This is a genomic window from Nocardioides xinjiangensis, assembly GCF_017916385.1.
GTDB lineage: Bacteria > Actinomycetota > Actinomycetes > Propionibacteriales > Nocardioidaceae > Nocardioides > Nocardioides xinjiangensis.
Genome location: NZ_JAFMSW010000001.1, coordinates 1,510,438 through 1,530,622, shown reverse-complemented (window position 1 = coordinate 1,530,622; position 20,185 = coordinate 1,510,438). Strand labels below are relative to the sequence as shown.

The following is a 20,185-nucleotide window of genomic DNA, read 5'->3' as shown; positions in this document are numbered from 1 at the left end:
CCGGTGAGCGACGCGTACGCCCGCTGGCAGGCGCTCGCCACGTCGTCGACGACCGCCTCGATGCTCGACGTCGTGCGCAACGTGGCCGCCGCGACCTCCCCGTGGCCGATCCTCGTGCGCGCGCTCGCCGTCACGCCGGTCTACCTCCGGGTGGGGGACGGCGGCCGCGCCGAGACGTCGCGCGCCGACGGCGAGTCCTACGTCCACGCGTACTCCACGCCCGTGCGGCTCACGGCCGGGGTCGGGGCCGACGTCGAGGAGCTGACGATCCGCGAGGCCTTCGTCGCCGACCTCGTCCACCGCGTCGAGGGGCCGCTCGGGGTGAGGATCGACCCGGGCCTGGCGTCCGAGCAGGTCGTCCCGCCGGCCATGGTGCGCGAGGTGCTCGCGGTGGCCGACGGCCTTCCCGTGCCGGCCGCGCTCACCGCGGCCGAGGGCGAGGAGCTGCGGGTGGAGGCAGGGCCGGAGTCGATGACAGACCTGGACCGGCGCGTCCGCGTGGCCGTGCTCGAGCACGGCGACGGCGCGGTCGTGCGGCGCGCCGTCGCGACCCTCGTCGGCATCGGCGGCCGCACGTGGCCCGTCTACTCGGTCCTCGGCGGGGGCCCGGACCCGATCGTGCTGAGCACTGCGGTGCAGCGCGCGGCCGGGGTGCCGCTGGTCCTGCTCGTCGACGGCCGTCCGGCCGGTCTCGCCGAGGTGCTCCACCTCGACGCCCACGCGGTCGACCTCGCCGTCCTGGACGCCGCCGCGAGCGCCGGCTGAGCCGGGCCTTCGGGCACCGCCGGCGCCTCAGCGCGACGACGCGGCCGCGCCGCTGACCCGCCGGGTCAGCCGCTGGGCCGTCGCCGTCACGGCTGCCGCGATCGCCTGAGCCGTCGCGTCGTCGTCGCCGGCCTCGCCCGGGAACGTCACGGCCACCCCGGCCACCGGGTGGGCGTTGTGGTCGAGCACGGCGGCGGCCACGCTGCGCAGGCCCGGGGTCACCTCGCCGTCCTCGGTGGCGTGACCGCGCTGCCGGGTCGCGGAGAGGACCGTGCGCAGTGCGCTGAGGGAGGCCGGCCCCTTGCCGTGGCGGTCGACGAACGCGGCGCGGTCGGGATAGAGCGCCCGGACCTGGCTGGCCGGGAGCGCCGCGAGGATCGCCCGGCCGGAGGCGGTGAGGTGGGCGGGGAGGCGGACGCCGACGTCGGTGACGAGCGGCGGTCGACCCGGAGCCCGCTCCTCGATCACGTAGAGCACGTCGCGGCCGTGCAGCACGGCGAGGTGCGCGCCGTGGCCGGTGCGGTCGACGAGCTCGGCGAGCGGCCGCCGGGCCAGGCGGGCGAGGGGCTCCTGGCGGGTGAAGCCGCTGCCGACCTCGAACGCCGCCACTCCCAGCCCGTAGCGGTGCTCGTCGGGCAGGTGCACGACGAAGCCCTCGTCGATCATCGTGTTGAGCAGGTGGTACGCCGTGCTGCGCGGCAGGTCGCACGCGCGCGAGATCCGGTCGAGCGGGACCGGGTCGGCCTGGGTGGCGAGGAACCGCAGCACCCGCAGGGCGCGCGTCGCCGCCGGGACGTGGCTCACCGGCGCCCGGTCACGACCGGTCGTGGTCCGAGCCCTTGGTGAACCAGCCCCCGCCGCCGTCGGTCTTCTCGATCGGCTTGCCCGGCATCTCGTTGGCGCCCGGCGTGCGGCGCGGCAGCGGCGGCTGGCCAGCCGCTGGCTGCTGGTCGGCCGTGCCGGGGACCTGCGGGGAGTAGTCGTCGGCCGTGTGGTCCACCCGCGGGTCGAGCCGGTCGGCGGCGCGCAGCTGGCCCTCGTGGGACGCCTCGACCTGCTGGGCCGCCACGCGGGCCTCGGCCGCCTCGGCCTCGGCCCGCTCCGCGGCGGCGCGGGCCTGGGCCGCCTGCGCCTCGGCGGCCGCCGCCCGCTCCTGCGCCGGCGCGATCGTCGCCTGGGCGCGCGACGCGGCCTGCTGGCGCAGCTCGTCGGCCCGCTGGATGTTCGCCTCCCTGTTCCTGCGCCGGACGACGAGGGCCCCGGCGGCGAGCAGGACGAGGAGGACGACGACGATGATGATGAGCGCGGTCACGAGGCACCTCTCGTAGGGCAGGGAGAGCGTTCAGTGTGTCAGTGGGCGCGGCGGTGTCCAGCACCGCGTCGCGGTGCTGGACGGCCGCTCCCTCGGGTGGCTCGGCGTCAGGCGGAGTGCGCTCCGCCGGTGCCGCCGGTGCCGCCGCCGCCGGTGCGACGGGGGTCGTCGGCATCGAGCACCGTGTCCGGGTCGCCGGTGCTGCCCGGCGTGTAGTCGTCGGACGAGGTGTCGACGTGCGGGTCGACCCGGTCCGCGGTGCGGAGGCGGTCCTCGTGCACCGCCTCCTGCTGGGTGGCGGCCACCTGGGCCTCCTGCGCACGCTCCCGGGCCCGCTCCGCCTCGAGCCGGGCCCGCTCGGCCTCGGCCTCGGCCTCCTTGGCGCGCACCTGCGCCTCCGGGATCCCGCTCGCGTGCTCCTGAGCCTCCGTCCGCAGCCGCTCGGCGTGCTCGTGCTGCTTCTTCTTGCGCTGCTGCACGACGAGCCAGGCGACGAGTGCCGCCACGACAAGGACGACGACCAGGACGATGATCCAGGTTGTCGTGTCCATGGGGACCTCCCTCCTCCGGCGACCCGGGGCGGGTCGCTCCTCCGTCCACGGTGCCACAACCGGGGCGCGACGGGTGCCCTCCGAACGGGTGAGCGCGGTGTCTCGTATGTGAGACCCTTCTGGGCTGCGGACCGCTGGTGGACCGGCTCGGGCGCGTGTTGCATGGAGGCATGCAGAAGATCCAGGTCGGGGTCGGCCCCGTCTCCTTCGAGGACCTCGTCCGCGTCGCCCGCGAGGGCGCTCCCGTGAGCCTCGCCGAGGACGCGCTGTCGGCGATCGACGGCGCCCGCGGCGTCGTCGAGTCGCTCGCGGCGGCGCAGACGCCGACGTACGGCGTCAGCACCGGCTTCGGCGCGCTCGCCACACGTCACATCCCGGCCGAGATGCGCGCCCAGCTCCAGCGCTCGCTCGTCCGCTCGCACGCCGCCGGCTCGGGCCCCGAGGTGGAGCGCGAGGTGGTCCGCGCCCTGATGCTGCTGCGCCTGTCGACGCTCGCGACCGGGCACACCGGCGTGCGCCGGCAGACCGCGATGCTGCTGGCCGACCTGCTCTCGCACGGCATCACGCCCGTGGTCCGTGAGCACGGCTCGCTCGGCTGCTCCGGCGACCTCGCGCCGCTGTCGCACTGCGCGCTCGCGCTGATGGGCGAGGGCGAGGTCCGCGACGCGTCGGGCACCCTCCTGCCCGCCACAGAGGCGCTCGCCGCCGCCGGTCTCGAGCCCGTGGAGCTGGCGGCCAAGGAGGGACTGGCGCTGATCAACGGCACCGACGGCATGCTCGGGATGCTGGTGATGGCGATCGCCGACCTGCGGATGCTGCTGCGCACCGCCGACATCGCCGCGGCGATGAGCGTGGAGGCCCAGCTCGGCACCGACCGCGTCTTCGCACCCGAGCTGCAGGCCATCCGCCCGCACCCCGGACAGGCGCTGTCGGCGGCCAACCTCACCGCGCTGATGGCCGGCTCGGCGGTCGTCGCCTCGCACCGGACCGGGCCCGGCAACACCGTGGAGTGCAACCGCGTCCAGGACGCCTACTCGCTGCGGTGCTCGCCGCAGGTGCACGGCGCCGCCCGTGACACCGTCGAGCACGCGGCGCTCGTGGCCGGCCGCGAGCTCGCCAGCGCCATCGACAACCCGGTCGTCGTCGGCGACCGGGTGGAGTCCAACGGCAACTTCCACGGCGCGCCCGTGGCCTACGTCCTGGACTTCCTCGCGATCGTCGCCGCCGACGTCGCCTCCATCAGCGAGCGCCGCACCGACCGCTTCCTCGACAAGGCCCGCAATCACGGGCTGCCGCCGTTCCTGGCCGACGACCCCGGCGTGGACAGCGGCCTGATGATCGCGCAGTACACCCAGGCCTCGATCGTCTCCGAGCTCAAGCGGCTGGCCGTGCCGGCCTCGGTCGACTCGATCCCCTCCAGCGCCATGCAGGAGGACCACGTGTCGATGGGCTGGAACGCCGCCCGCAAGCTGCGCCGGTCGGTCGACGGACTCTCCCGCGTGGTCGCCGTCGAGGTGCTCACCGCGGCCCGTGCCCTCGACCTGCGCGCGCCGCTCACCCCCGCACCCGCCACCGGCGCGGTCGTGGAGCTGCTGCGCAGCAACGGGGTCGCCGGCCCCGGCCCCGACCGCCACCTCTCACCCGAGATCGAGGCGACCGTCGACCTCGTCCAGTCAGGCGCGGTGCTCGCCGCCGCCGAGTCCGTGATCGGAGAGCTCAAGTGACCGAGACCAACCCCCGCCTGCCCATCCGCGCCGCGCGCGGCACCGGGCTGACCGCGAAGTCGTGGCAGACCGAGGCGCCGCTGCGGATGCTGATGAACAACCTCGACCCCGACAACGCCGAGCGTCCCGAGGACCTCGTCGTCTACGGCGGCACGGGCAAGGCCGCCCGCAGCTGGGACGCGTACGACGCGCTGGTGCGCACCCTGCGCGACCTCGAGGACGACGAGACGCTGCTCGTGCAGTCGGGCAAGCCGGTCGGGGTCATGCGCACCCACGAGTGGGCGCCGCGCGTGCTGATCGCCAACTCCAACCTCGTCGGCGACTGGGCCAACTGGGAGGAGTTCCGCCGCCTCGAGGACCTCGGCCTGACGATGTACGGCCAGATGACGGCGGGCTCGTGGATCTACATCGGCACCCAGGGCATCCTGCAGGGGACGTTCGAGACCTTCGCCGCGATCGCGGACAAGCGGTTCGGGGGGACCCTCGCCGGCACCATCACCGTCACCGCCGGGCTCGGCGGCATGGGCGGTGCGCAGCCGCTGGCGGTCACCATGAACGACGGGGTCGCGATCTGCGTCGAGTGCGACCAGCACCGCATCGACCGGCGCCTCGAGACGCGTTACCTCGACGTCCAGGCCCGCGACCTCGACCACGCGATCGAGCTGGCCCTGGAGGCGCGCGAGGCCCGCCGCGGCCTCTCGATCGGCCTGCTCGGCAACGCCGCAGACGTGCTGCCCGAGATCCTCGAGCGGCACCTCGACCGCGCGGGCCGGGCCGGCGAGGAGGGCGGAGGCCCGCTCGTCGACATCGTCACCGACCAGACCTCGGCGCACGACCCGCTGTTCTACCTGCCGTCCGGCACGGCGTACGAGGACTGGGAGCGCGAGCGCACCGAGGACCCGCGTGGCTTCACCAAGCGCAGCCAGGAGTCGATGGCGCGCCACGTCCGGGCGATGGTGGAGCTCCAGGACGCCGGCGCCGAGGTGTTCGACTACGGCAACTCGATCCGCGACGAGGCGCGCAAGGGCGGCTACGACCGGGCGTTCGAGTTCCCGGGCTTCGTGCCGGCCTACATCCGGCCGCTGTTCTGCGAGGGCAAGGGTCCCTTCCGCTGGGCGGCCCTCTCCGGGGACCCGGCCGACATCGCCGCCACCGACCGGGCGATCAAGGAGCTCTTCCCGGCCGACGAGAAGCCGGAGTACGCACGGCTGCACACGTGGCTCGACATGGCGGCCGAGCGGGTGCAGTTCCAGGGCCTGCCGGCGCGCATCTGCTGGCTGGGCTACGGCGACCGGGCGAAGGCCGGCGCGAGGTTCAACGAGATGGTCGCCAGCGGCGAGCTGTCCGCGCCGATCGTCATCGGCCGCGACCACCTCGACTGCGGCTCGGTCGCCTCGCCGTACCGCGAGACCGAGGCGATGCTCGACGGCTCCGACGCCATCGCGGACTGGGCGATCCTCAACGCCCTGGTCAACACCGCCTCCGGCGCCACGTGGGTGTCGTTCCACCACGGCGGAGGCGTCGGCATCGGCCGCTCGCTGCACGCCGGCCAGGTCACCGTCGCCGACGGCTCCGAGCTCGCCGCCGAGAAGATCCAGCGGGTCCTCACCAACGACCCCGGCATGGGGGTGATCCGGCACGTCGACGCAGGGTACGACCGCGCGGTCGAGGTGGCGGAGGAGCGCGGGGTGCCGATCCCGATGCGGCGCGGCTGAGGCCGGGCCGCGGGTCGGTGGCGCGGGGGAGACTCTCGAACGGCTGACAATCCCGGCCCCGTAGGTCAGGATCCCTCCATGGCCACGGGGGAGAACAAGCCGGCGCGCTCGCGCGTCGTGCTGACCGACATCAGCTCGCGGGCGTGGGAGCACCCCGCCGACAAGGGCGCACTGGTCGCGCTTCGCAAGCTCAAGGGCTTCGACGTGCTGCTCAAGACCATGTCGGGGGTCTTCCGCGAGCGGGCCTGGCGGCTGACGCTGCTCGGCTCCGCGGTCCGCGTCGACGAGCGCCAGTTCGCGCGGCTGCACCGGCTGCTGGCCGAGGTCGGCCGGAGCCTCGACGCCACCGACCTGCCCGAGATGTACGTCCAGGCGGACCCGGCGCTGAGCGCGATGACCATCGGCATGGACCGACCGATCATCGTGCTGTCGTCCGGCCTGGTGCACCACCTCGACGACGACGAGCTGCGGTTCGTCATCGGCCACGAGCTCGGGCACGCCGTCAGCGGGCACGCGGTCTACCGCACCCTGCTGCTGCGGCTGCTCGGGCTGGGCGGGCTCCTCAACGCGGTCCCCGGTGGAGCGCTCGGCATCCGGATGGTGACCGTCGCGCTGCTGGAGTGGTCGCGCAAGGCCGAGCTGTCCGCGGACCGCGCCGGCCTGCTCGCCACCCAGGACCCCACCGCCGTGCTGCGCACGCACATGAAGATCGCCAGCGGCGGCACGCTCGAGGAGCTCGACGTCACCTCGTTCCTCTCGCAGGGTGCGGAGTACGACGAGGGCGGTGACGTCCGCGAGTCGCTGATCAAGCTGTCCCTGCTCCAGCAGCAGTCGCACCCCTTCGCGGTCGTCCAGGCCACGGAGCTGCGGCGCTGGATCGACTCCGGCGCCTACACCGCCATCCTCGGCGGCGACTACCCGCGCCGGGCCGACGACGACAGCGCCTCCGTCAGCGAGGCCGCGCAGGAGGCAGCCGCGAGCTACGCGGTGGCGTTCGAGCGCACCCAGGACACCCTCGGCCGGCTCGTCCACGACCTCGCCGGCTGGATGGGCACCGCGAGCACCTGGCTCAACGACCGGTTCCGCCGCGGCGAGAGCGCCTGAGCCCCGGCGGGACGTGGCGCGGCCCTGCCGGTGGGCCGAGGGGGCGGCGAGGTCAGCCGAGGGCGCGGATCGCCTCGTGGATGGCGAGGGTCCGGCGGGCGGACTCGACGTGCAGGTTCTCCACCATCCGGCCGTTGTAGGTCACGACGCCGGCGCCGCTGCCCTCCTCGAACGCCGCGATCAGGCCCTCCGCGTCGGCGACGGCCCGCTCGCTCGGCGCGAACGCGGCGTTGGCGCCCTCGACCTGGCGCGGGTGGACGAGGGTCTTGCCGTCGAAGCCCATCTGGCGGCCCTGCTCGCACTCCGCGAGGAACCCCTCGACGTCCGACACGTCGTTGTAGACGCCGTCGATCACCGCGATCCCCGCGGCGCGCCCCGCCAGCAGCGCGGTGTGGAGGCTCGGCAGGATCGGCGCGCGGCCCGGGACGTGCTCGGCGTACAGCTCCTTGACGAGGTCGTTGGTGCCCAGCACGAAGGCGCCGAGACGCTCCGACGCGCGGGCGATCGCGAGGGCGTCGAGGACCGCGACCGGGGTCTCGACCATCGCCCACAGCCGGGTGTGGTCCGGGGCGCCCGCCCGCTCCATCGCCGCGACCAGCCCGGCGACCTGCTCCGCGCTGCTCACCTTCGGCACCACGATCGCGGCCGGCCCGGCCTGGCTGGCGGCGACCATGTCGTCGTCGTGCCACTCGGTGCCGATGCCGTTGACGCGGATGGTGACCGCGCGCCGTCCGTACGCGCCGCTCGCGGCTGCGGCGGCGGCCGCGTCGCGGGCCGCCGGCTTGGCGTCGGGCGCGACGGCGTCCTCGAGGTCGAGGATGAGCGCGTCGCAGGCGATGGTCTTGGCCTTCTCCAGCGCCCGCTCGTTGGAGCTCGGCATGTAGAGCACGGAGCGCAGGGGGGTGAAGTCACTCATGTCAGGCCTCCGGCTGGTCGGGGATGGCGTCGTAGGCCTTCCTCAGGTCGGGGTCGATCGCGGCGAGCTCGTCGGCGAGGGCGACCATCACCCGGCACTGCTTGACGGAGGCGTCGTCCTCCATCTTGCCGTCGATCATCACCGCACCGGTGCCGTCGCCCATCGCCGCGATGACGCGACGCGCGTGGGCCACGTCCTCCACGCTGGGGGAGAAGACCTTGTTCGCGATCGCGATCTGCACCGGGTGCAGGCTCCACGCGCCGACGCAGCCGAGGAGGAACGCGTTGCGGAACTGGTCCTCGCAGGCCACCGTGTCGGCGATGTCGCCGAAGGGCCCGTAGTAGGGGTAGATGCCGTGCATCGCGCACGCGTCGACCATGCGGGCGATCGTGTAGTGCCACAGGTCCTGCTGGTACGTCGCCCGCGCGGCGTCGTACCGCGTCCCACCGGCCTCGTCCCGCGGGGCGTCCTGCCGGACGAGGTAGCCGGGGTGGCCCCCGCCGACGCGGGTGGTCTTCATGCGGCGGTCGGCCGCGAGGTCCGCCGGGCCGAGGGAGAGGCCCTGCATCCGCGGGCTGGCCGCGCAGATCTCCTCGATGTTGGCCACTCCTCGGGCCGTCTCCAAGATGGCGTGCACCTGCAGCGGCCGGTCGAGCCCGGCCTTCGCCTCGAGCTGCGCGAGCAGCCGGTCGACGTAGTGGATGTCTTCGGCGCCCTGCACCTTCGGGACCATGATGACGTCGAGCTTGTGGCCGATCTCCGGTACGAGGGTGGTGAGGTCGTCGAGCACCCACGGGCTGTCCAGGGAGTTGATCCGAGTCCAGAGCTGCGTCGGCCCGAAGTCGGTGCTGCGCGCGATCTCCACCAGGCCTTGGCGCGACGCCTCCTTGTTCTCCGCCTTGACCGCGTCCTCGAGGTTGCCGAGCAGCACGTCGACCGTGCCCACCATGCCCGGGACCTTGGCGGCCATCTTCGGGTTGCCCGGGTCGAAGAAGTGGATGGCACGGCTCGGCCGGGCCGGGATCTCCCGCAGCGGCGCCGGTGCTCCGACGGCCAGGGGAGCGAAGAAGTCCTTGGCGGAACGAGTCATGGCCCGCAAACTACCGCCGCGTAGCGGGCAGCGGATATGACGCATGTCTCGCGCCGCGGCCGGCCACCGGCAAGGGGAGAGGGGCCGCGGACGTCACCCGCGCCGGGCGCCGGGCCGTCGTCGCCACCAGCTCCGCTTCACGGCGGCGGGCCGCTCGCCCTCGGCGGCGAGTGCCGCGCGCTGCGCCTCGATCCTGGCCGTGCGGCGCTCGCGCCACGCCGCGACCTCGGCCTCGACGTCGCGCACCGGCGTGATCACCGGAGGACCCCCCTGCAGCTGCCTGCGCGTCTCGACCACGCGGCGGTTGAAGTCCTCGAGCTCGCGCCGCACCTCTGCCTCGACGGTGATCGCGTCGAGCCGGTCGTGGAGCTCCGCGTCCTCCTTGCGGAGGGCGAGGGCGGGCGGCAGCAGCGCGATGTTCTCCCGCTCGACGAGCTTCTTCACCCACCAGTCCGGGTCGTGCTCGACCCCGAGGTCGGCGATCGGCTTCCCCTGCCCGGGCAGGTCGTCGAACTCGCCGCGCTCCATCGCCTGCCGGACCTGCAGGTCGACCCAGCTGGCCTGATGGGCGATGCGGGCCGCGGCGGCCGAGCGTCCGGTGCGGTCGTCGCGCTCGGCCTCGCGGCGCACGGACTCGGTGTCCGCGACGTCGAAGGCGTCGTCCCGGTCTCGCTCCGGCATGGCCCCGAGTCTACGGAGGGCCAGGACGTCTCGTCCTCGAGGACAGCGGTCCGGCACCTGAGGTGGAGGTGCAGGCACCTCACGGACGACGAACCTCGTGGTCATGGTCATCCTGCTCTCCGACCCGCGCGTCGCCGCGGTCCCCGTCCGCGAGTCCGGCGAGGCCCTGACACGCCTCGACGCCTCCTTCGGCCCGGAGCGGGTCGTGGTGCGGCTCGGCCTGGCCGACCGCCTCGCCGCGGCGCAGCTCGCACTCCCGGCGGGTGTCCGGCTGCGGGTGGTCGAGGGACACCGGTCGGTGGCCGACCAGCGCGCGATCATCGCCGCCTACGCCGCCGAGGTGTGCGCCGCCCATCCCGGCATCTCGCCCGCGGACCTGCACCGCCTCACCAGCCGCTTCGTCTCGCCGGTGGAGGTCGCGCCCCACGTCGCCGGCGCCGCCGTCGACCTGACGCTGGTCGACGCGTGCGGCCACGAGCTCGACATGGGCACGCCGATCGACGCGACACCGGAGCAGTCCGCCGGTGCCTGCTACTTTGCCGCCACCGGCATCAGCGCCGACGCGCGCGCGAACCGCGACCTCCTCGCCCGCGCCCTGACCGGTGCCGGACTGGTGAACTACCCGACCGAGTGGTGGCACTGGAGCCACGGGGACCGCTACTGGGCGCTCACGACCGGTGCCGAGGCGGCGTGCTACGGACCGGTCGACCCGGGCGTGGACGCGGAGACGGCGGCGTGAGCGCGCTCGCCGCCGTCGCGACCCGGTCGACCGCGACCGGCCCGCGGCTCGAGGTGGACCTCTCGGCCGTCGCCGCGAACACCCGCAGGCTCGCCTCCCGCACCGTGGCTCAGGTGATGGCGGTCGTCAAGGCCGACGGCTTCGGGCACGGCGCCGCCGACGTGGCGCGCACCGCCCTCGCCCACGGCGCGACGTCGCTCGGCGTCACCAGCATCGACGAGGCGCTCGCCCTGCGCAGCGAGGGGGTGGGCGCCCCCGTGCTGAGCTGGCTCAACCCGCTCGGAGCCGCGTACGACGCCGCCCTGGCCGCCCGGGTCGAGCTGGCCGTTCCCTCCCGCGAGCACCTCGACGCCGTCGTGCGGGCCCAGCAGGCGAAGCCGCGCCGGCGCTCCGCCCGGGTGCACCTGCACCTCGACGTCGGCATGTCCCGGGACGGTGCCGAACCAGCCGCGTGGCCCGCGCTCTGCCGGGCGGCCCGCCGGGCGGAGCGGGCCGGCCTGGTGCGGGTCGTCGGCGTGATGGGCCACCTGGGCTGTGCCGACGACCCCGCCGACGTGTGCAACGTGCTGGGTCGCCGCCGCTTCGCGCGGGGCGTCGAGACCGCCCGTGCGGCCGGTCTCCGGCCCGCGCAGCGTCACCTCGCGGCGACCGCCGCGACGCTCCTCGACGTCCGCAGCCACCACACGACGGTCCGGCTGGGGGCCGGCCTCGTCGGCATCGACCCGACCCGCACGACGCCGCTGCGCCCCGCCCTCACCCTCACCGCGCCCGTCGTCACGGTGCGGCGGGTTCGAGCGGGGTCGGGCGTCGGCTACAGCCACACGTGGACCGCGCCCGCCGCGACGAACCTCGCCCTCCTGCCCCTCGGGTACGCCGACGGCGTCCCGCGCGCCGCCGCCGGCCGTGCCGAGGTGCTGCTCCGCGGTCGCCGCCGGCCGGTGGTCGGCCGCATCTCGATGGACCAGCTCGTGGTCGACCTCGGCGAGGACCACGTCGACCCCGGCGACGTCGCGGTCGTCTTCGGCCCCGGCGACGCCGGCGAGCCGACGGTGGCCGAGTGGGCCGCCTGGGCGGGGACGATCGAGCACGAGGTCGTCACCGGCATCGGCTCGCGCGTGCGACGCGCCACCTCCCCCGCCCCCGCCCCCAGCCCGTCCCCTCGTCTCAGGAGCCTGCCATGACCGCCACCGCCGCCACCGCCGCCACCGCGCCGCCGGCTCCCACCCGCGTCGCCGTGGTCGGCGGCGGGCAGAACTGCGAGCACGAGGTGTCGCTCGCGTCCGCCGTCGCGGTCGCCGACGCCCTCGACCCCGCGTCGTACGACGTCGTCCGGCTGACCATCGGGCCGGACGGCGCCTGGCGCGTCGGCGACCGCGCGCTCCCGCTCGGGGAGGCCGTCGCGGTGCTGCAGTCCTGCGCCGCGGTGCTGCCCGTGGTGCACGGACCCCGCGGCGAGGACGGCACCCTGGCCGCGCTCTGCGAGCTGGCCGGGGTCGCCTACGTCGGCTCCGGGGTCGCGGCCGGCGCGCTCGCGATGGACAAGTGGGCGACCAAGCTCGTGGCGCAGGCGCTCGGCATCGCCACCGCCCCTGCGGTGCTGCTCACCGCGGCCGGCGCGGCGACGTACGCGTGGACCCACCCCGTCGTCGTCAAGCCGGTCGCCGCCGGGTCGAGCCACGGCGTGAGCATGGTGCGCGAGGCCGCGCAGCTGCCTGACGCCCTCGAGGCCGCGCTCGCGCTCGACGACCGGGTCCTCGTCGAGGACGTCGTCATCGGTCGCGAGGTCGACGTCGCCGTGCTGGGCACGGCCGACGGCGGCCGGCTCGTCCCGCCGGCCCTGGAGGTGGTCGTCGACGGGTGGTTCGACCACGAGGCGAAGTACGGCGGGGGAGCGGACTTCCGGATCCCGGCGCCTCTGGAGGACGTCGAGCGCAAGGCCCTCGAGGAGGCCGCGCTCGCCGTCTACGACGCCCTCGGCTGCGCCGGGGTCGCCCGCGTGGACTTCTTCGTGACCCCCGACGGGCCGGTGCTCAACGAGGTCAACACGATGCCCGGCTTCACCGCGCAGTCGCAGGTGCCGAAGATGTTCGCCGCGGCCGGCCTGTCGTACGCCGAGCTCCTCGACCGGCTCGTCCGCGACGTCCTGCCCCGGTGAGCGCACGCATCGAGGGCGTCGACCTGCTGCGCGGGATCGCCGTCGGCCTGGTGATGCTGCGGCACGCCTGGCCGTCGCTGTTCCCGGGCGCCGGAGTGGTCGGCGTCGTGATGTTCTTCGCCCTGAGCGGCTGGCTGATCACCGGGGTGCTGGCCGACGAGGCCGCTCGCACCGGCCGGGTGGACCTGCGCCGCTTCTACGCGCGCCGGGCCCGGCGGCTGGTGCCCGCGCTGCTGCTCCTGGTCGCCGGCGTGGTGGTCGTGACGCTGCTCCTCGACCCGCTGGGCGACCGCGACGAGCTCGGCCGCACCGTGCTGGTGGCGCTCACCTGGACCGCCAACCTGCCCGTCGGGCACACGAGCGAGGCGACCTTCCACCTCTGGACGCTGGCCACCGAGGAGCAGTTCTACCTGCTGTGGCCCGCGGTGCTGGTGCTGGCGCTGGTCCGCGGACGGGTGCGGCTCGCGCTGCTCGCGGCGGGCGTGGCCTGCCTGCTCGCCTGTGTCGCGACCGTGCTGTGGCTGCGCGAGGATCCCGACCTGGCGTACGTTCTGCCGACCTCGTGGGCGCTCTGCTTCGTGGTCGGGGGCGCGGCCCGGCTCCTCGCCCGGCCGGCGGGCGAGGCCGCGCCGGTCCGGGGCACGTGGCCGGCAGCCGCTGCTCTGGTCGGGCTCGCGGTCCTGAGCGTGGTTCCATTGCGGGGTCACGCCCTCACCTACCTGGCAGGAGGCCCCGCCATCGCCGCGCTGACCGTGGTCCTGCTGCTGTCGTGGCGCACCTGGACGACGGTCACCGGACCGCTGCGGGCCCTCGTCGTGCTCGGCACGGTGTCCTACGGCGCGTACCTGTGGAACTACCCGTTGACCCTGTGGCTGCGCCCGTCGCTCGACGGCCTCGCCGGCCCGGTCTCCGCCGCGCTCACCCTCGTGATGGCGGCAGTCAGCTGGCACCTCGTGGAGGTCCGCGCGCAGCCGGTCCGGCGTACGCCCGAGGCGGTGGCGGCATGAGCCCGGACCTCGAGCGCCTGCGGGCCTCGGCGCCCGACCTCGCCCTGGCCGGGCTGGTGCTGCTCCTCGGGTTCCTCGAGGGCGTGAACACGGTGCAGGCGTACGGCAGCCAGGTCCCGCTGGTGCTCGTCGTCCTGGCCTTCGCCGGCGCCGTCGGGCTGAGCCGGCGGGCGCCGGGCGTGTCCCTGGCGATCGTGTGGGTGACGTGCCTGCTCCAGGTCGCCAGCGGGACCCCGGTGCTCATCACCCAGCTGACGGTCGCGTTCGTCGCCTTCGGCACCGCCCGGTGGGGCAGCACGGCCACGCTGTGGCTGAGCGCCCTCTCCATCCCGGCCGCCGCGGTGGTCGCCGTCGGCTTCGCCGCGTTCGAGATCTTCGGCGTCGTCACCGACGTCATCGACTACAACAGCGTGATCAACAACGCCTACCGGTTCGGTCCCACCTGGCAGGTGGGGGCCGCGGTGCTCGGCATGCTCGTGCTCGGCGCGCCGTGGCTGGCCGGTCTGGCGCTGCGCTTCGGCTCGCGGGCCGAGCAGTCGCGGGTGTCGCAGGTCGCGGCCGAGCAGGATGCCGCCCGCGCGGTGCAGGAGTCGGAGCAGGCCCGCGAGATCGCCCGGCTGCGCGAGGAGCAGACGCGGATGGCGCGCGACGTGCACGACGTCGTGGGCCACTCGCTCGCGGTGATCCTGGCCCAGGCCGAGTCCGCCCAGTACATCGAGGACGCCGACACCGAGAGGCTGAAGGCGACGATGGCGACCATCGCGTCGTCCGCCCGGACCTCGCTGCAGGACGTCCGGCAGGTGCTCACCACCACGCAGGGCGCGACGTCGTCCGGGCGCAGCGGCAGCCTGGACAGCCTCGTGGAGGGCGTGCGGACGAGCGGGCACGAGGTGGTGTCGACCGTCGTGGGCCGGCCGCAGCCGCTGCCACCGGAGCTCGAGACCGTCGCCTACCGGGTGCTCCAGGAGATGCTGACCAACGCCATCAAGCACGGCCGCCGCGACACCCCGGTCGCCGTCGAGCGCCACTGGGAGGGCGAGCTGCGCCTCGAGGTGCGCAACGTGGTCCGACCGGACGCCTCCCGGGACGCCGGCAGGGACGCCACTCAGGACGCCACCCCGACCGTCACCCAGGCCGTCACCCAGGACGCCGTCCAGGACGTCACCCAGCCGATCCGCGCCGTGCCCGCCGACGCGTCCTCCGCGACCGCCCCGGCGGCCGGGCAGGGCGTCGAGGGCATGCGCCGGCGGCTCGAGGCGGTGGGCGGCAGGCTCGACGTACGTCGTCGTGACGAGGCGGGCGGCCAGACGTTCACCGCCACCGCGTGGGTGCCCGTGCGGGGCGGCGCGTGATCCGCGTCGTGCTGGTCGACGACCAGGAGCTGTTCCGCGAGGGCGTGCGCACGATCATCGACGCCCAGGACGGGATGCAGGTCGTGGGCGTCGCCGGCGACGGGTTCGAGGCGGTGTCGGTCTGCGACGAGCTGCAGCCCGACGTGGTGCTGATGGACATCCGGATGCCCGAGATGGACGGCGTCGAGGCCACGCGCCAGCTGTTCGCCCCGGACCGGGTGTCGAGGCGCGAGAGCCCCCTGCGCGTCGTGGTCCTCACCACCTTCAACCTCGACGACCGCGCGGCCACGGCGATCCGCTACGGCGCGAGCGGCTTCCTGCTCAAGGACACCACCCCGGTGATGCTGCGCGACGCCATCCGCACGGTGCACGCCGGCAACGCGGTGCTCGCCCCCGCGGACCTGTCCCTGCTGCTGCAGGGCCAGTTCGTCGCACGGGCGCCCGCCCCCGCGGTGTACCTCTCCCTCACCGACAAGGAGCGCGAGGTGTTCGCCGCCGTCGCCCGCGGGCTGTCGAACACCGAGATCGCCGGGCTGGTCTTCGCCTCCGAGTCGACGGTGAAGACCCATGTCGGCTCGGTGCTGCGGAAGCTGTCGCTGCGCGACCGGGTGCAGATCGTGGTCTTCGCGCACGAGCACGGGCTGGTGGGCGCCGACTAGCACCCGTGGGCGGCTCGGGGCGGCTCGGGGTCGGGCCGGGGTCGATCCCCATGGTCGCCAGGACGTGGACGGCGCAGGCTGGGGGCATGGAGAAGATCCGCACCTCGCTCGCCCGCCAGGGACTCGTCCGCCCCGCCGACCGTGCCGTCCTGGGCGGGGTCTGCGCCGGCGTCGGCCGGCGCCTCGGGCTCACGCCGTGGACGACGCGGCTGCTCTTCGTCGTCACCCTCTTCGCCATCCCGGGGAGCCAGCTGCTGGTCTATCCGCTGCTGTGGTTCCTCATGCCGAGCGAGGACAGCCCGGCGGCGGCTGCGTACCCGACGCGCTGAGGGGCGAGGGCCGCGGTCGGCGCCGGCGTGACGTCGACGGAGCGGGCGTACGAGCAGCCGCGGGTGCGCGCGCTCACTGCCCGAGGACGAGCGCGACGACCAGCACGACCGCGCCGAGCACAGCGAGGGCGGACAGGGCCTGGGTCGCTCGGCCCAGCGGCCGGGCGAGCGCGTCCGCGGAGGAGGCCGCACCGGTGCCCAGCCACAGCCCCACGAGGCCCATCAGCAGCGGCACGCCACCGACCACGGACCAGTAGGTCAGGTCGTCGCCGGCCGGGAACCGGCCGATGACCAGCCACTGGACGCCGTTGGCGACCACGCCGCCACCCGTGAGCGCCAGCAGTGCCAGGCCCAGCCCGGTGAAGGCCCGGAACCTCGCGCCGTCGTCGACTGCCGCAGTCGTGCCCGGTCCGGTCGTCGTCTCGCTCATCTGGTCCCCCGCCTGCTCGTCCGGCCGGTCGCCGGAGCCTGCCCCGACACTAGACGCGCCGGGGCGCGCGGGTGCGCGAGCCGGCCGGTGCGTCGCTCCCGGGCGACACGGTGACGTCGCCCGCCGGTCCATGAGGGCGCTCTCACGAGCAGCTCATCCCCGCATCACGTCGGGGGACCAGAGTCATCGACGTCAGCCGGGAAGACCCGGGAACCGAGACCGAAGGAGGCCGCCATGGCCCGCTCCGGAATCCTCACCGCCCTCGCGCCGGCCGTCCAGGCTCGTCGCAACGACTCCTCCAGCGACGACGGCCGCCGTCGCCGTCGCCGTCGTCGGCGCCGGAACCGCAGCCGCTCGCGCTCGCGCACCGACTGAGCCGAGCAGCGCCACCACGACGGGTGGGCGCCCGCCCGGGCTGCCCACCCGTCCCCGCGTCACCCGCGTCACCCGCGCCACCCGCGCCACCCGCCGACCACCCGCCGACGAGCCCAGGGGGAGAGCCGATGTCCGTACGCCGCCGCCTCGCCGAGGCACTGCGCGCCGCCCCGGAGGAGTCGGCGCTCGTCGACGTCGCCGCGACGCTCCGGCTGGTCGACATCGCCCGACGCTTCTGGCCGCGGCTGCGCCCCCTGCGCGGCTGGCTCCTGCTCGGCCTGGTCCTCCTCCTCGCCGCCCCGACCGTCTCGGTCGCCGAGGCCGTGCTCTACCAGCGGCTCGTCGACGACGTGCTCGTCCCGGCCGCCTTCGAGCCGCTGGTCCTCCTCGCGCTCCTCTACATCGGGCTGAACCTCGTCAGCGGCGTGGTGTCGGGCGCCGAGGACTACCTCGGGACGTACGTCTCGCAGCGCTTCCTCGTCGCCCTGCGCCGTGACGTGTTCGCCCACGTCCTGTCCCTGCCGGCCGCCGCCTCGGACCGCCGACGGCTCGGGGACACGCTCACCCGGCTGACCTCCGACGTCGCCGCGGTCGAGCGCTTCATGGTGTCCCAGGTCGGCGACGGGGTGGGCGCGCTCGTGCGCCTGCTCGTCCTCGTCGGGGCGCTGGTCTGGATGGACTGGCAGCTGGCGCTCGCCTCGCTGGTGGTGGCGCCGCTGTTCTGGTGGGTCTCGACCCGGTTCGCCCGGCTGACCCGCGACGTCTCGAGGGAACGTCGCCGCCGTGGTGGCTCCCTCGGCAGCGTGACCGAGGAGGCGCTCGGCAACGCCGCACTCGTCCAGTCCTACGGCGGGGAGGACGCCGCGGTGGCGTCGTACGACCGGCACAACCGCGCGATCGCCGGCGCCGAGCTCGCCGCCAGCCGCATCCGCGCGCTGTTCCTGCCCCTCGTCGACCTGGCCGAGCTCGTCGGCGTGCTCCTCGTCGTGGGCCTCGGCGTCTGGTCGCTCGCGACCGACCGGCTCACCCTCGGTGGCCTGCTCGCGTTCCTGACGCTGCTCCTGCAGTGCTTCGGACCCGTGCGGACGCTGGCGGACCTGGTGCCGGCGCTCTACTCCGCGAGCGCCGGCGTGGAGCGGGTCGTCGAGCTCCTCGACGAGCCGGCCGGCGGCGACCGCGACGGTGCCGCGCCGCTGCCCCCCGGGCCCGGTGCCGTCTCGGTGCGCGAGGTGTCGTACGCCTATCCCGGCGCGGCCGCTCCCGCGCTCGCGGGCTTCTCCCTCGACGTCGCGGCCGGCGAGGTGGTCGCCCTGGTGGGACCGAGCGGTTCGGGAAAGTCCACCCTCGGCCGGCTGCTGTCGCGACAGCTCGTCGCCGACGCGGGCGTCGTCGCGGTCGACGGGCACGACGTCGCGGGGCACACCGCCGCATCGGTGCGCGACGCGGTCACCGTCGTGCACCAGGAGCAGCTGATGCTGGACGCCTCGGTCCACGACAACCTCGTCCTCGGCCGTCCGGACGCCACCCGCGCCGAGGTGCGCGCGGCCGCGCGCGACGCCGGTGCGCACGAGTTCGTGGAGGCCCTGCCGCGCGGCTACGAGACACGCATCGGCCAGCGCGGCCGGTCCCTCTCGGGCGGACAGCGCCAACGGCTGGCGCTCGCGCGGGCGCTGCTGCGCCCGGGACGGGTGCTCGTGCTCGACGAGCCGACGACGGGCCTCGACCCGGAAGCCGCGCGGCGGCTGATGGTCGCCTTGACGACCGGGCCGCGCGACCGCACGGTCCTCGTCCTCACGCACGACCCGGCCGTCCTCCAGCACGTCGACCGCGTGGTGTCGCTGGACCGCACCCCGGCGGAGGTCACCGCGTGACCCGGCGACGTACGCCGACCGGCGACCTCCCCGCCGGCTACCGGCCGCTGGCGCTGCTCGCAGACGGGCGGCGGCTCGAGACGTGGGACGCCTGGGACGAGGCGCGCGGCACCCGCTGCGTCGTCAAGCTGCTGCGGGCCGACCGCCGCCACGACCCGCGGGTGCGCCAGGCGGTGCTGCTCGAGGGACACCTGGCGACCACCCTGGCCCACCCGCACCTCGTGCGCGGCTACGACGTCCTCCACGACCCTCCTGCGGTGGTCCTCCAGACGCTGCGCGGTGCCACCCTCTCGGCCCTCGTCGAGGAGGAGCCGCTCGGGTTGTCCGACGTCGCGCAGCTCGGCTGCCAGCTCGCGTCGGTGCTCGGCTACCTGCACCGGCACGACTGGCTGCACCTCGACCTCAAGCCCGACAACGTCGTCGTCGACCACGGCCTGGCGGTGCTGATCGACCTCAGCCTCGCCGGCCGCCCCGGGCGGGGTCGCCCGGGCGCCGGGACGCGGGGCTACCTGGCGCCGGAGCAGGCGACGGGCCGAGGGCTCTCGCCCGCCACCGACGTCTGGGGGCTCGGCATGACGCTCATCGACGCCCTCGCCCGGACGGCGCCGTACGGCGACGAGGCGACGTGGGAGAGTCGCCGCCGCTGGCCCCTCGTGCACCGCCGGATGCCGCGCACACCGGACGGCGTCGACGAGCTGCCCGAGGAGGTGCGCGAGGTGCTGACCGCGTGCGTCAACCTCGACCCGTCCGCGCGTCCGCTGCTGGGCCAGGTGCGCTCGGCGCTCGAGCCGCTGTGCTCACCAGCGCCCGCGGTGGACGACGTCCGTGCGTCGCTCGCGGCGCGCCGGTGACCCCGCCGCGCCGGCGTCGGGCACCCGGTGGCCCACGGTGATCGCGCCGACCGGCGCGTGGTCGTCGGGGACGCCGAACGCGGCGCGGAACGACGCCAGGTGCTCCCCGGGGATGCCGAAGAAGCAGGCCCCGAGGCCCTCGTCCACCGCGGTCTGCAGCACGAGCAGCGCCGCCATCCCGGCGTCGACGTACCAGTAGGGCACCGGCCAGCGCTCCTCGCTGCGGTCGGTCCAGCCCTTGTCGGGCTGGGCGTAGCGCTCGAGGTAGGCCGCCTTGGACGCGAGCGGGACGATCACCACCGGGGCGGTGCGCATGCCGTCGAGCCAGGCGTTGTGGGTCTCCGGGTCGGCGCCCGTCGACTCCCAGAAGCGCGTGACGTCCTCGGCCTTGTCGAGCACGAGGAACGCCCATCCCTGGGTGAACCCGGCAGTCGGCGCGCGCTGCGCGTGCTCGAGCATCCGGTCGACCACGGCGGGGTCGACCGGGTCGCCGGAGTAGCGGCGCACCATCCGGCGGCGGCGGACGACCTCGCGGAACTCCATGCGCCGAGCCAACCAC

22 protein-coding genes are annotated in these 20,185 nt (G+C 74.9%); 14 read left to right on the top strand and 8 right to left on the bottom strand.

The features are described 5' to 3' along the window. Positions 1–3: 3 nt before the first annotated feature. The gene (locus J3P32_RS07260; RefSeq protein ID WP_210439151.1) at positions 4–765 is read left to right on the top strand and encodes a hypothetical protein; all 762 of its coding nucleotides are present in this window, start codon (positions 4–6) and stop codon (positions 763–765) included. 27 nt (positions 766–792) lie between these two features. Here J3P32_RS07260 and J3P32_RS07255 read toward each other — a convergent pair whose 3' ends face one another. The 3 genes from J3P32_RS07255 to J3P32_RS07245 form a co-directional block, all read right to left on the bottom strand. After that, on the bottom strand, positions 793–1,569 hold the full coding sequence (locus tag J3P32_RS07255; protein WP_210439150.1) for an IclR family transcriptional regulator: 777 nt from the start codon (positions 1,567–1,569) through the stop codon (positions 793–795). Positions 1,570–1,579: 10 nt separating this feature from the next. Next, positions 1,580–2,077 (bottom strand): hypothetical protein, encoded by a 498-nt coding sequence (locus J3P32_RS18425; protein WP_210439149.1) that lies wholly within the window; start codon positions 2,075–2,077, stop codon positions 1,580–1,582. A 107-nt stretch (positions 2,078–2,184) separates the two neighbouring features. Continuing rightward, complete coding sequence (locus tag J3P32_RS07245) at positions 2,185–2,628, bottom strand: hypothetical protein (RefSeq protein ID WP_210439148.1); 444 nt, start codon at positions 2,626–2,628, stop codon at positions 2,185–2,187. Between the two features lie 170 nt (positions 2,629–2,798). Between J3P32_RS07245 and hutH the strand changes: the two genes are divergently transcribed. The 3 genes from hutH (at position 2,799) to J3P32_RS07230 (ending at position 7,171) form a co-directional block, all read left to right on the top strand. Next, a complete protein-coding gene (gene hutH, locus J3P32_RS07240) occupies positions 2,799–4,352 on the top strand; it encodes a histidine ammonia-lyase (protein WP_210439147.1) in 1,554 nt (517 codons plus the stop codon). After that, positions 4,349–6,067: a urocanate hydratase gene (gene hutU / locus J3P32_RS07235; protein WP_210439146.1), complete on the top strand. Its 1,719-nt coding sequence runs from the start codon at positions 4,349–4,351 to the stop codon at positions 6,065–6,067. The genes hutH and hutU overlap by 4 nt, the downstream gene beginning before the upstream one ends. Positions 6,068–6,145: 78 nt before the next feature. After that, positions 6,146–7,171: a M48 family metallopeptidase gene (locus J3P32_RS07230; protein ID WP_210439145.1), complete on the top strand. Its 1,026-nt coding sequence runs from the start codon at positions 6,146–6,148 to the stop codon at positions 7,169–7,171. A gap of 52 nt (positions 7,172–7,223) precedes the next feature. Here J3P32_RS07230 and J3P32_RS07225 read toward each other — a convergent pair whose 3' ends face one another. The 3 genes from J3P32_RS07225 to J3P32_RS07215 form a co-directional block, all read right to left on the bottom strand. Further along, positions 7,224–8,087: an HpcH/HpaI aldolase/citrate lyase family protein gene (locus J3P32_RS07225; RefSeq protein WP_210439144.1), complete on the bottom strand. Its 864-nt coding sequence runs from the start codon at positions 8,085–8,087 to the stop codon at positions 7,224–7,226. 1 nt (position 8,088) lies between these two features. Then, positions 8,089–9,177: an HpcH/HpaI aldolase/citrate lyase family protein gene (locus J3P32_RS07220; RefSeq protein WP_210439143.1), complete on the bottom strand. Its 1,089-nt coding sequence runs from the start codon at positions 9,175–9,177 to the stop codon at positions 8,089–8,091. Positions 9,178–9,270: 93 nt separating this feature from the next. Continuing rightward, positions 9,271–9,858, bottom strand: coding sequence for a DnaJ family domain-containing protein (locus tag J3P32_RS07215; protein WP_210439142.1), 588 nt, complete (start codon positions 9,856–9,858; stop codon positions 9,271–9,273). 103 nt (positions 9,859–9,961) lie between these two features. Between J3P32_RS07215 and J3P32_RS07210 the strand changes: the two genes are divergently transcribed. From J3P32_RS07210 to J3P32_RS07180, 7 genes are all read left to right on the top strand, one after another. Further along, the gene (locus tag J3P32_RS07210) at positions 9,962–10,597 is read left to right on the top strand and encodes a M15 family metallopeptidase (RefSeq protein ID WP_246849960.1); all 636 of its coding nucleotides are present in this window, start codon (positions 9,962–9,964) and stop codon (positions 10,595–10,597) included. Then, entirely contained in the window at positions 10,594–11,778 is a 1,185-nt protein-coding gene (alr, locus tag J3P32_RS07205; RefSeq protein ID WP_210439140.1) for an alanine racemase, read from the top strand. The genes J3P32_RS07210 and alr overlap by 4 nt, the downstream gene beginning before the upstream one ends. Further along, positions 11,775–12,752, top strand: a complete 978-nt coding sequence (locus tag J3P32_RS07200) for a D-alanine--D-alanine ligase family protein (protein WP_210439139.1) — start codon at positions 11,775–11,777, stop codon at positions 12,750–12,752. Before alr ends, J3P32_RS07200 begins: the two co-directional genes overlap by 4 nt. Further along, positions 12,749–13,759 (top strand): acyltransferase family protein, encoded by a 1,011-nt coding sequence (locus tag J3P32_RS07195; RefSeq protein ID WP_210439138.1) that lies wholly within the window; start codon positions 12,749–12,751, stop codon positions 13,757–13,759. The genes J3P32_RS07200 and J3P32_RS07195 overlap by 4 nt, the downstream gene beginning before the upstream one ends. Continuing rightward, positions 13,756–15,111 carry a sensor histidine kinase gene (locus J3P32_RS07190; protein WP_210439137.1) on the top strand — a complete coding sequence of 452 codons (1,356 nt, stop codon included), beginning with the start codon at positions 13,756–13,758 and terminating at the stop codon, positions 15,109–15,111. The genes J3P32_RS07195 and J3P32_RS07190 overlap by 4 nt, the downstream gene beginning before the upstream one ends. Continuing rightward, on the top strand, positions 15,108–15,770 hold the full coding sequence (locus J3P32_RS07185; protein WP_210439136.1) for a response regulator: 663 nt from the start codon (positions 15,108–15,110) through the stop codon (positions 15,768–15,770). The genes J3P32_RS07190 and J3P32_RS07185 overlap by 4 nt, the downstream gene beginning before the upstream one ends. 86 nt (positions 15,771–15,856) lie before the next feature. Then, positions 15,857–16,099, top strand: coding sequence for a PspC domain-containing protein (locus J3P32_RS07180; protein WP_210439135.1), 243 nt, complete (start codon positions 15,857–15,859; stop codon positions 16,097–16,099). A 73-nt stretch (positions 16,100–16,172) separates the two neighbouring features. Here the strand turns inward: J3P32_RS07180 and J3P32_RS07175 are convergent, their stop codons facing one another. Further along, the gene (locus J3P32_RS07175) at positions 16,173–16,529 is read right to left on the bottom strand and encodes a hypothetical protein (protein ID WP_210439134.1); all 357 of its coding nucleotides are present in this window, start codon (positions 16,527–16,529) and stop codon (positions 16,173–16,175) included. 234 nt (positions 16,530–16,763) lie between these two features. Here J3P32_RS07175 and J3P32_RS07170 point away from each other — a divergent pair, with 234 nt between their 5' ends. The 3 genes from J3P32_RS07170 to J3P32_RS07160 all read left to right on the top strand — a co-directional run bounded on the left by J3P32_RS07170 (position 16,764) and on the right by J3P32_RS07160 (position 19,626). Continuing rightward, complete coding sequence (locus tag J3P32_RS07170) at positions 16,764–16,904, top strand: hypothetical protein (RefSeq protein ID WP_210439133.1); 141 nt, start codon at positions 16,764–16,766, stop codon at positions 16,902–16,904. Between the two features lie 128 nt (positions 16,905–17,032). Then, entirely contained in the window at positions 17,033–18,775 is a 1,743-nt protein-coding gene (locus J3P32_RS07165) for an ABC transporter ATP-binding protein (protein WP_210439132.1), read from the top strand. After that, the gene (locus J3P32_RS07160; RefSeq protein WP_210439131.1) at positions 18,772–19,626 is read left to right on the top strand and encodes a serine/threonine-protein kinase; all 855 of its coding nucleotides are present in this window, start codon (positions 18,772–18,774) and stop codon (positions 19,624–19,626) included. The genes J3P32_RS07165 and J3P32_RS07160 overlap by 4 nt, the downstream gene beginning before the upstream one ends. Here J3P32_RS07160 and J3P32_RS07155 read toward each other — a convergent pair. Then, on the bottom strand, positions 19,573–20,169 hold the full coding sequence (locus tag J3P32_RS07155; RefSeq protein WP_210439130.1) for a nitroreductase family protein: 597 nt from the start codon (positions 20,167–20,169) through the stop codon (positions 19,573–19,575). The two genes, J3P32_RS07160 and J3P32_RS07155, sit on opposite strands and share 54 nt — an antisense overlap. Positions 20,170–20,185: the final 16 nt, after the last annotated feature.

What these genes read in the sequence shown, in the direction of transcription:
- J3P32_RS07220 (WP_210439143.1), bottom strand. Translation starts at nt 9,177, where the DNA reads ATGACTCGTTCCGCCAAGGACTTCTTCGCTCCCCTGGCCGTCGGAGCA.
- J3P32_RS07230 (WP_210439145.1), top strand. Translation starts at nt 6,146, where the DNA reads ATGGCCACGGGGGAGAACAAGCCGGCGCGCTCGCGCGTCGTGCTGACC.
- hutH (WP_210439147.1), top strand. Translation starts at nt 2,799, where the DNA reads ATGCAGAAGATCCAGGTCGGGGTCGGCCCCGTCTCCTTCGAGGACCTC.
- J3P32_RS07170 (WP_210439133.1), top strand. Translation starts at nt 16,764, where the DNA reads ATGGCCCGCTCCGGAATCCTCACCGCCCTCGCGCCGGCCGTCCAGGCT.
- J3P32_RS07215 (WP_210439142.1), bottom strand. Translation starts at nt 9,858, where the DNA reads ATGCCGGAGCGAGACCGGGACGACGCCTTCGACGTCGCGGACACCGAG.
- J3P32_RS07200 (WP_210439139.1), top strand. Translation starts at nt 11,775, where the DNA reads ATGACCGCCACCGCCGCCACCGCCGCCACCGCGCCGCCGGCTCCCACC.
- J3P32_RS07165 (WP_210439132.1), top strand. Translation starts at nt 17,033, where the DNA reads ATGTCCGTACGCCGCCGCCTCGCCGAGGCACTGCGCGCCGCCCCGGAG.
- J3P32_RS07245 (WP_210439148.1), bottom strand. Translation starts at nt 2,628, where the DNA reads ATGGACACGACAACCTGGATCATCGTCCTGGTCGTCGTCCTTGTCGTG.
- J3P32_RS07180 (WP_210439135.1), top strand. Translation starts at nt 15,857, where the DNA reads ATGGAGAAGATCCGCACCTCGCTCGCCCGCCAGGGACTCGTCCGCCCC.
- J3P32_RS07155 (WP_210439130.1), bottom strand. Translation starts at nt 20,169, where the DNA reads ATGGAGTTCCGCGAGGTCGTCCGCCGCCGCCGGATGGTGCGCCGCTAC.
- J3P32_RS07210 (WP_246849960.1), top strand. Translation starts at nt 9,962, where the DNA reads ATGGTCATCCTGCTCTCCGACCCGCGCGTCGCCGCGGTCCCCGTCCGC.
- J3P32_RS07190 (WP_210439137.1), top strand. Translation starts at nt 13,756, where the DNA reads ATGAGCCCGGACCTCGAGCGCCTGCGGGCCTCGGCGCCCGACCTCGCC.
- J3P32_RS07175 (WP_210439134.1), bottom strand. Translation starts at nt 16,529, where the DNA reads ATGAGCGAGACGACGACCGGACCGGGCACGACTGCGGCAGTCGACGAC.
- J3P32_RS07225 (WP_210439144.1), bottom strand. Translation starts at nt 8,087, where the DNA reads ATGAGTGACTTCACCCCCCTGCGCTCCGTGCTCTACATGCCGAGCTCC.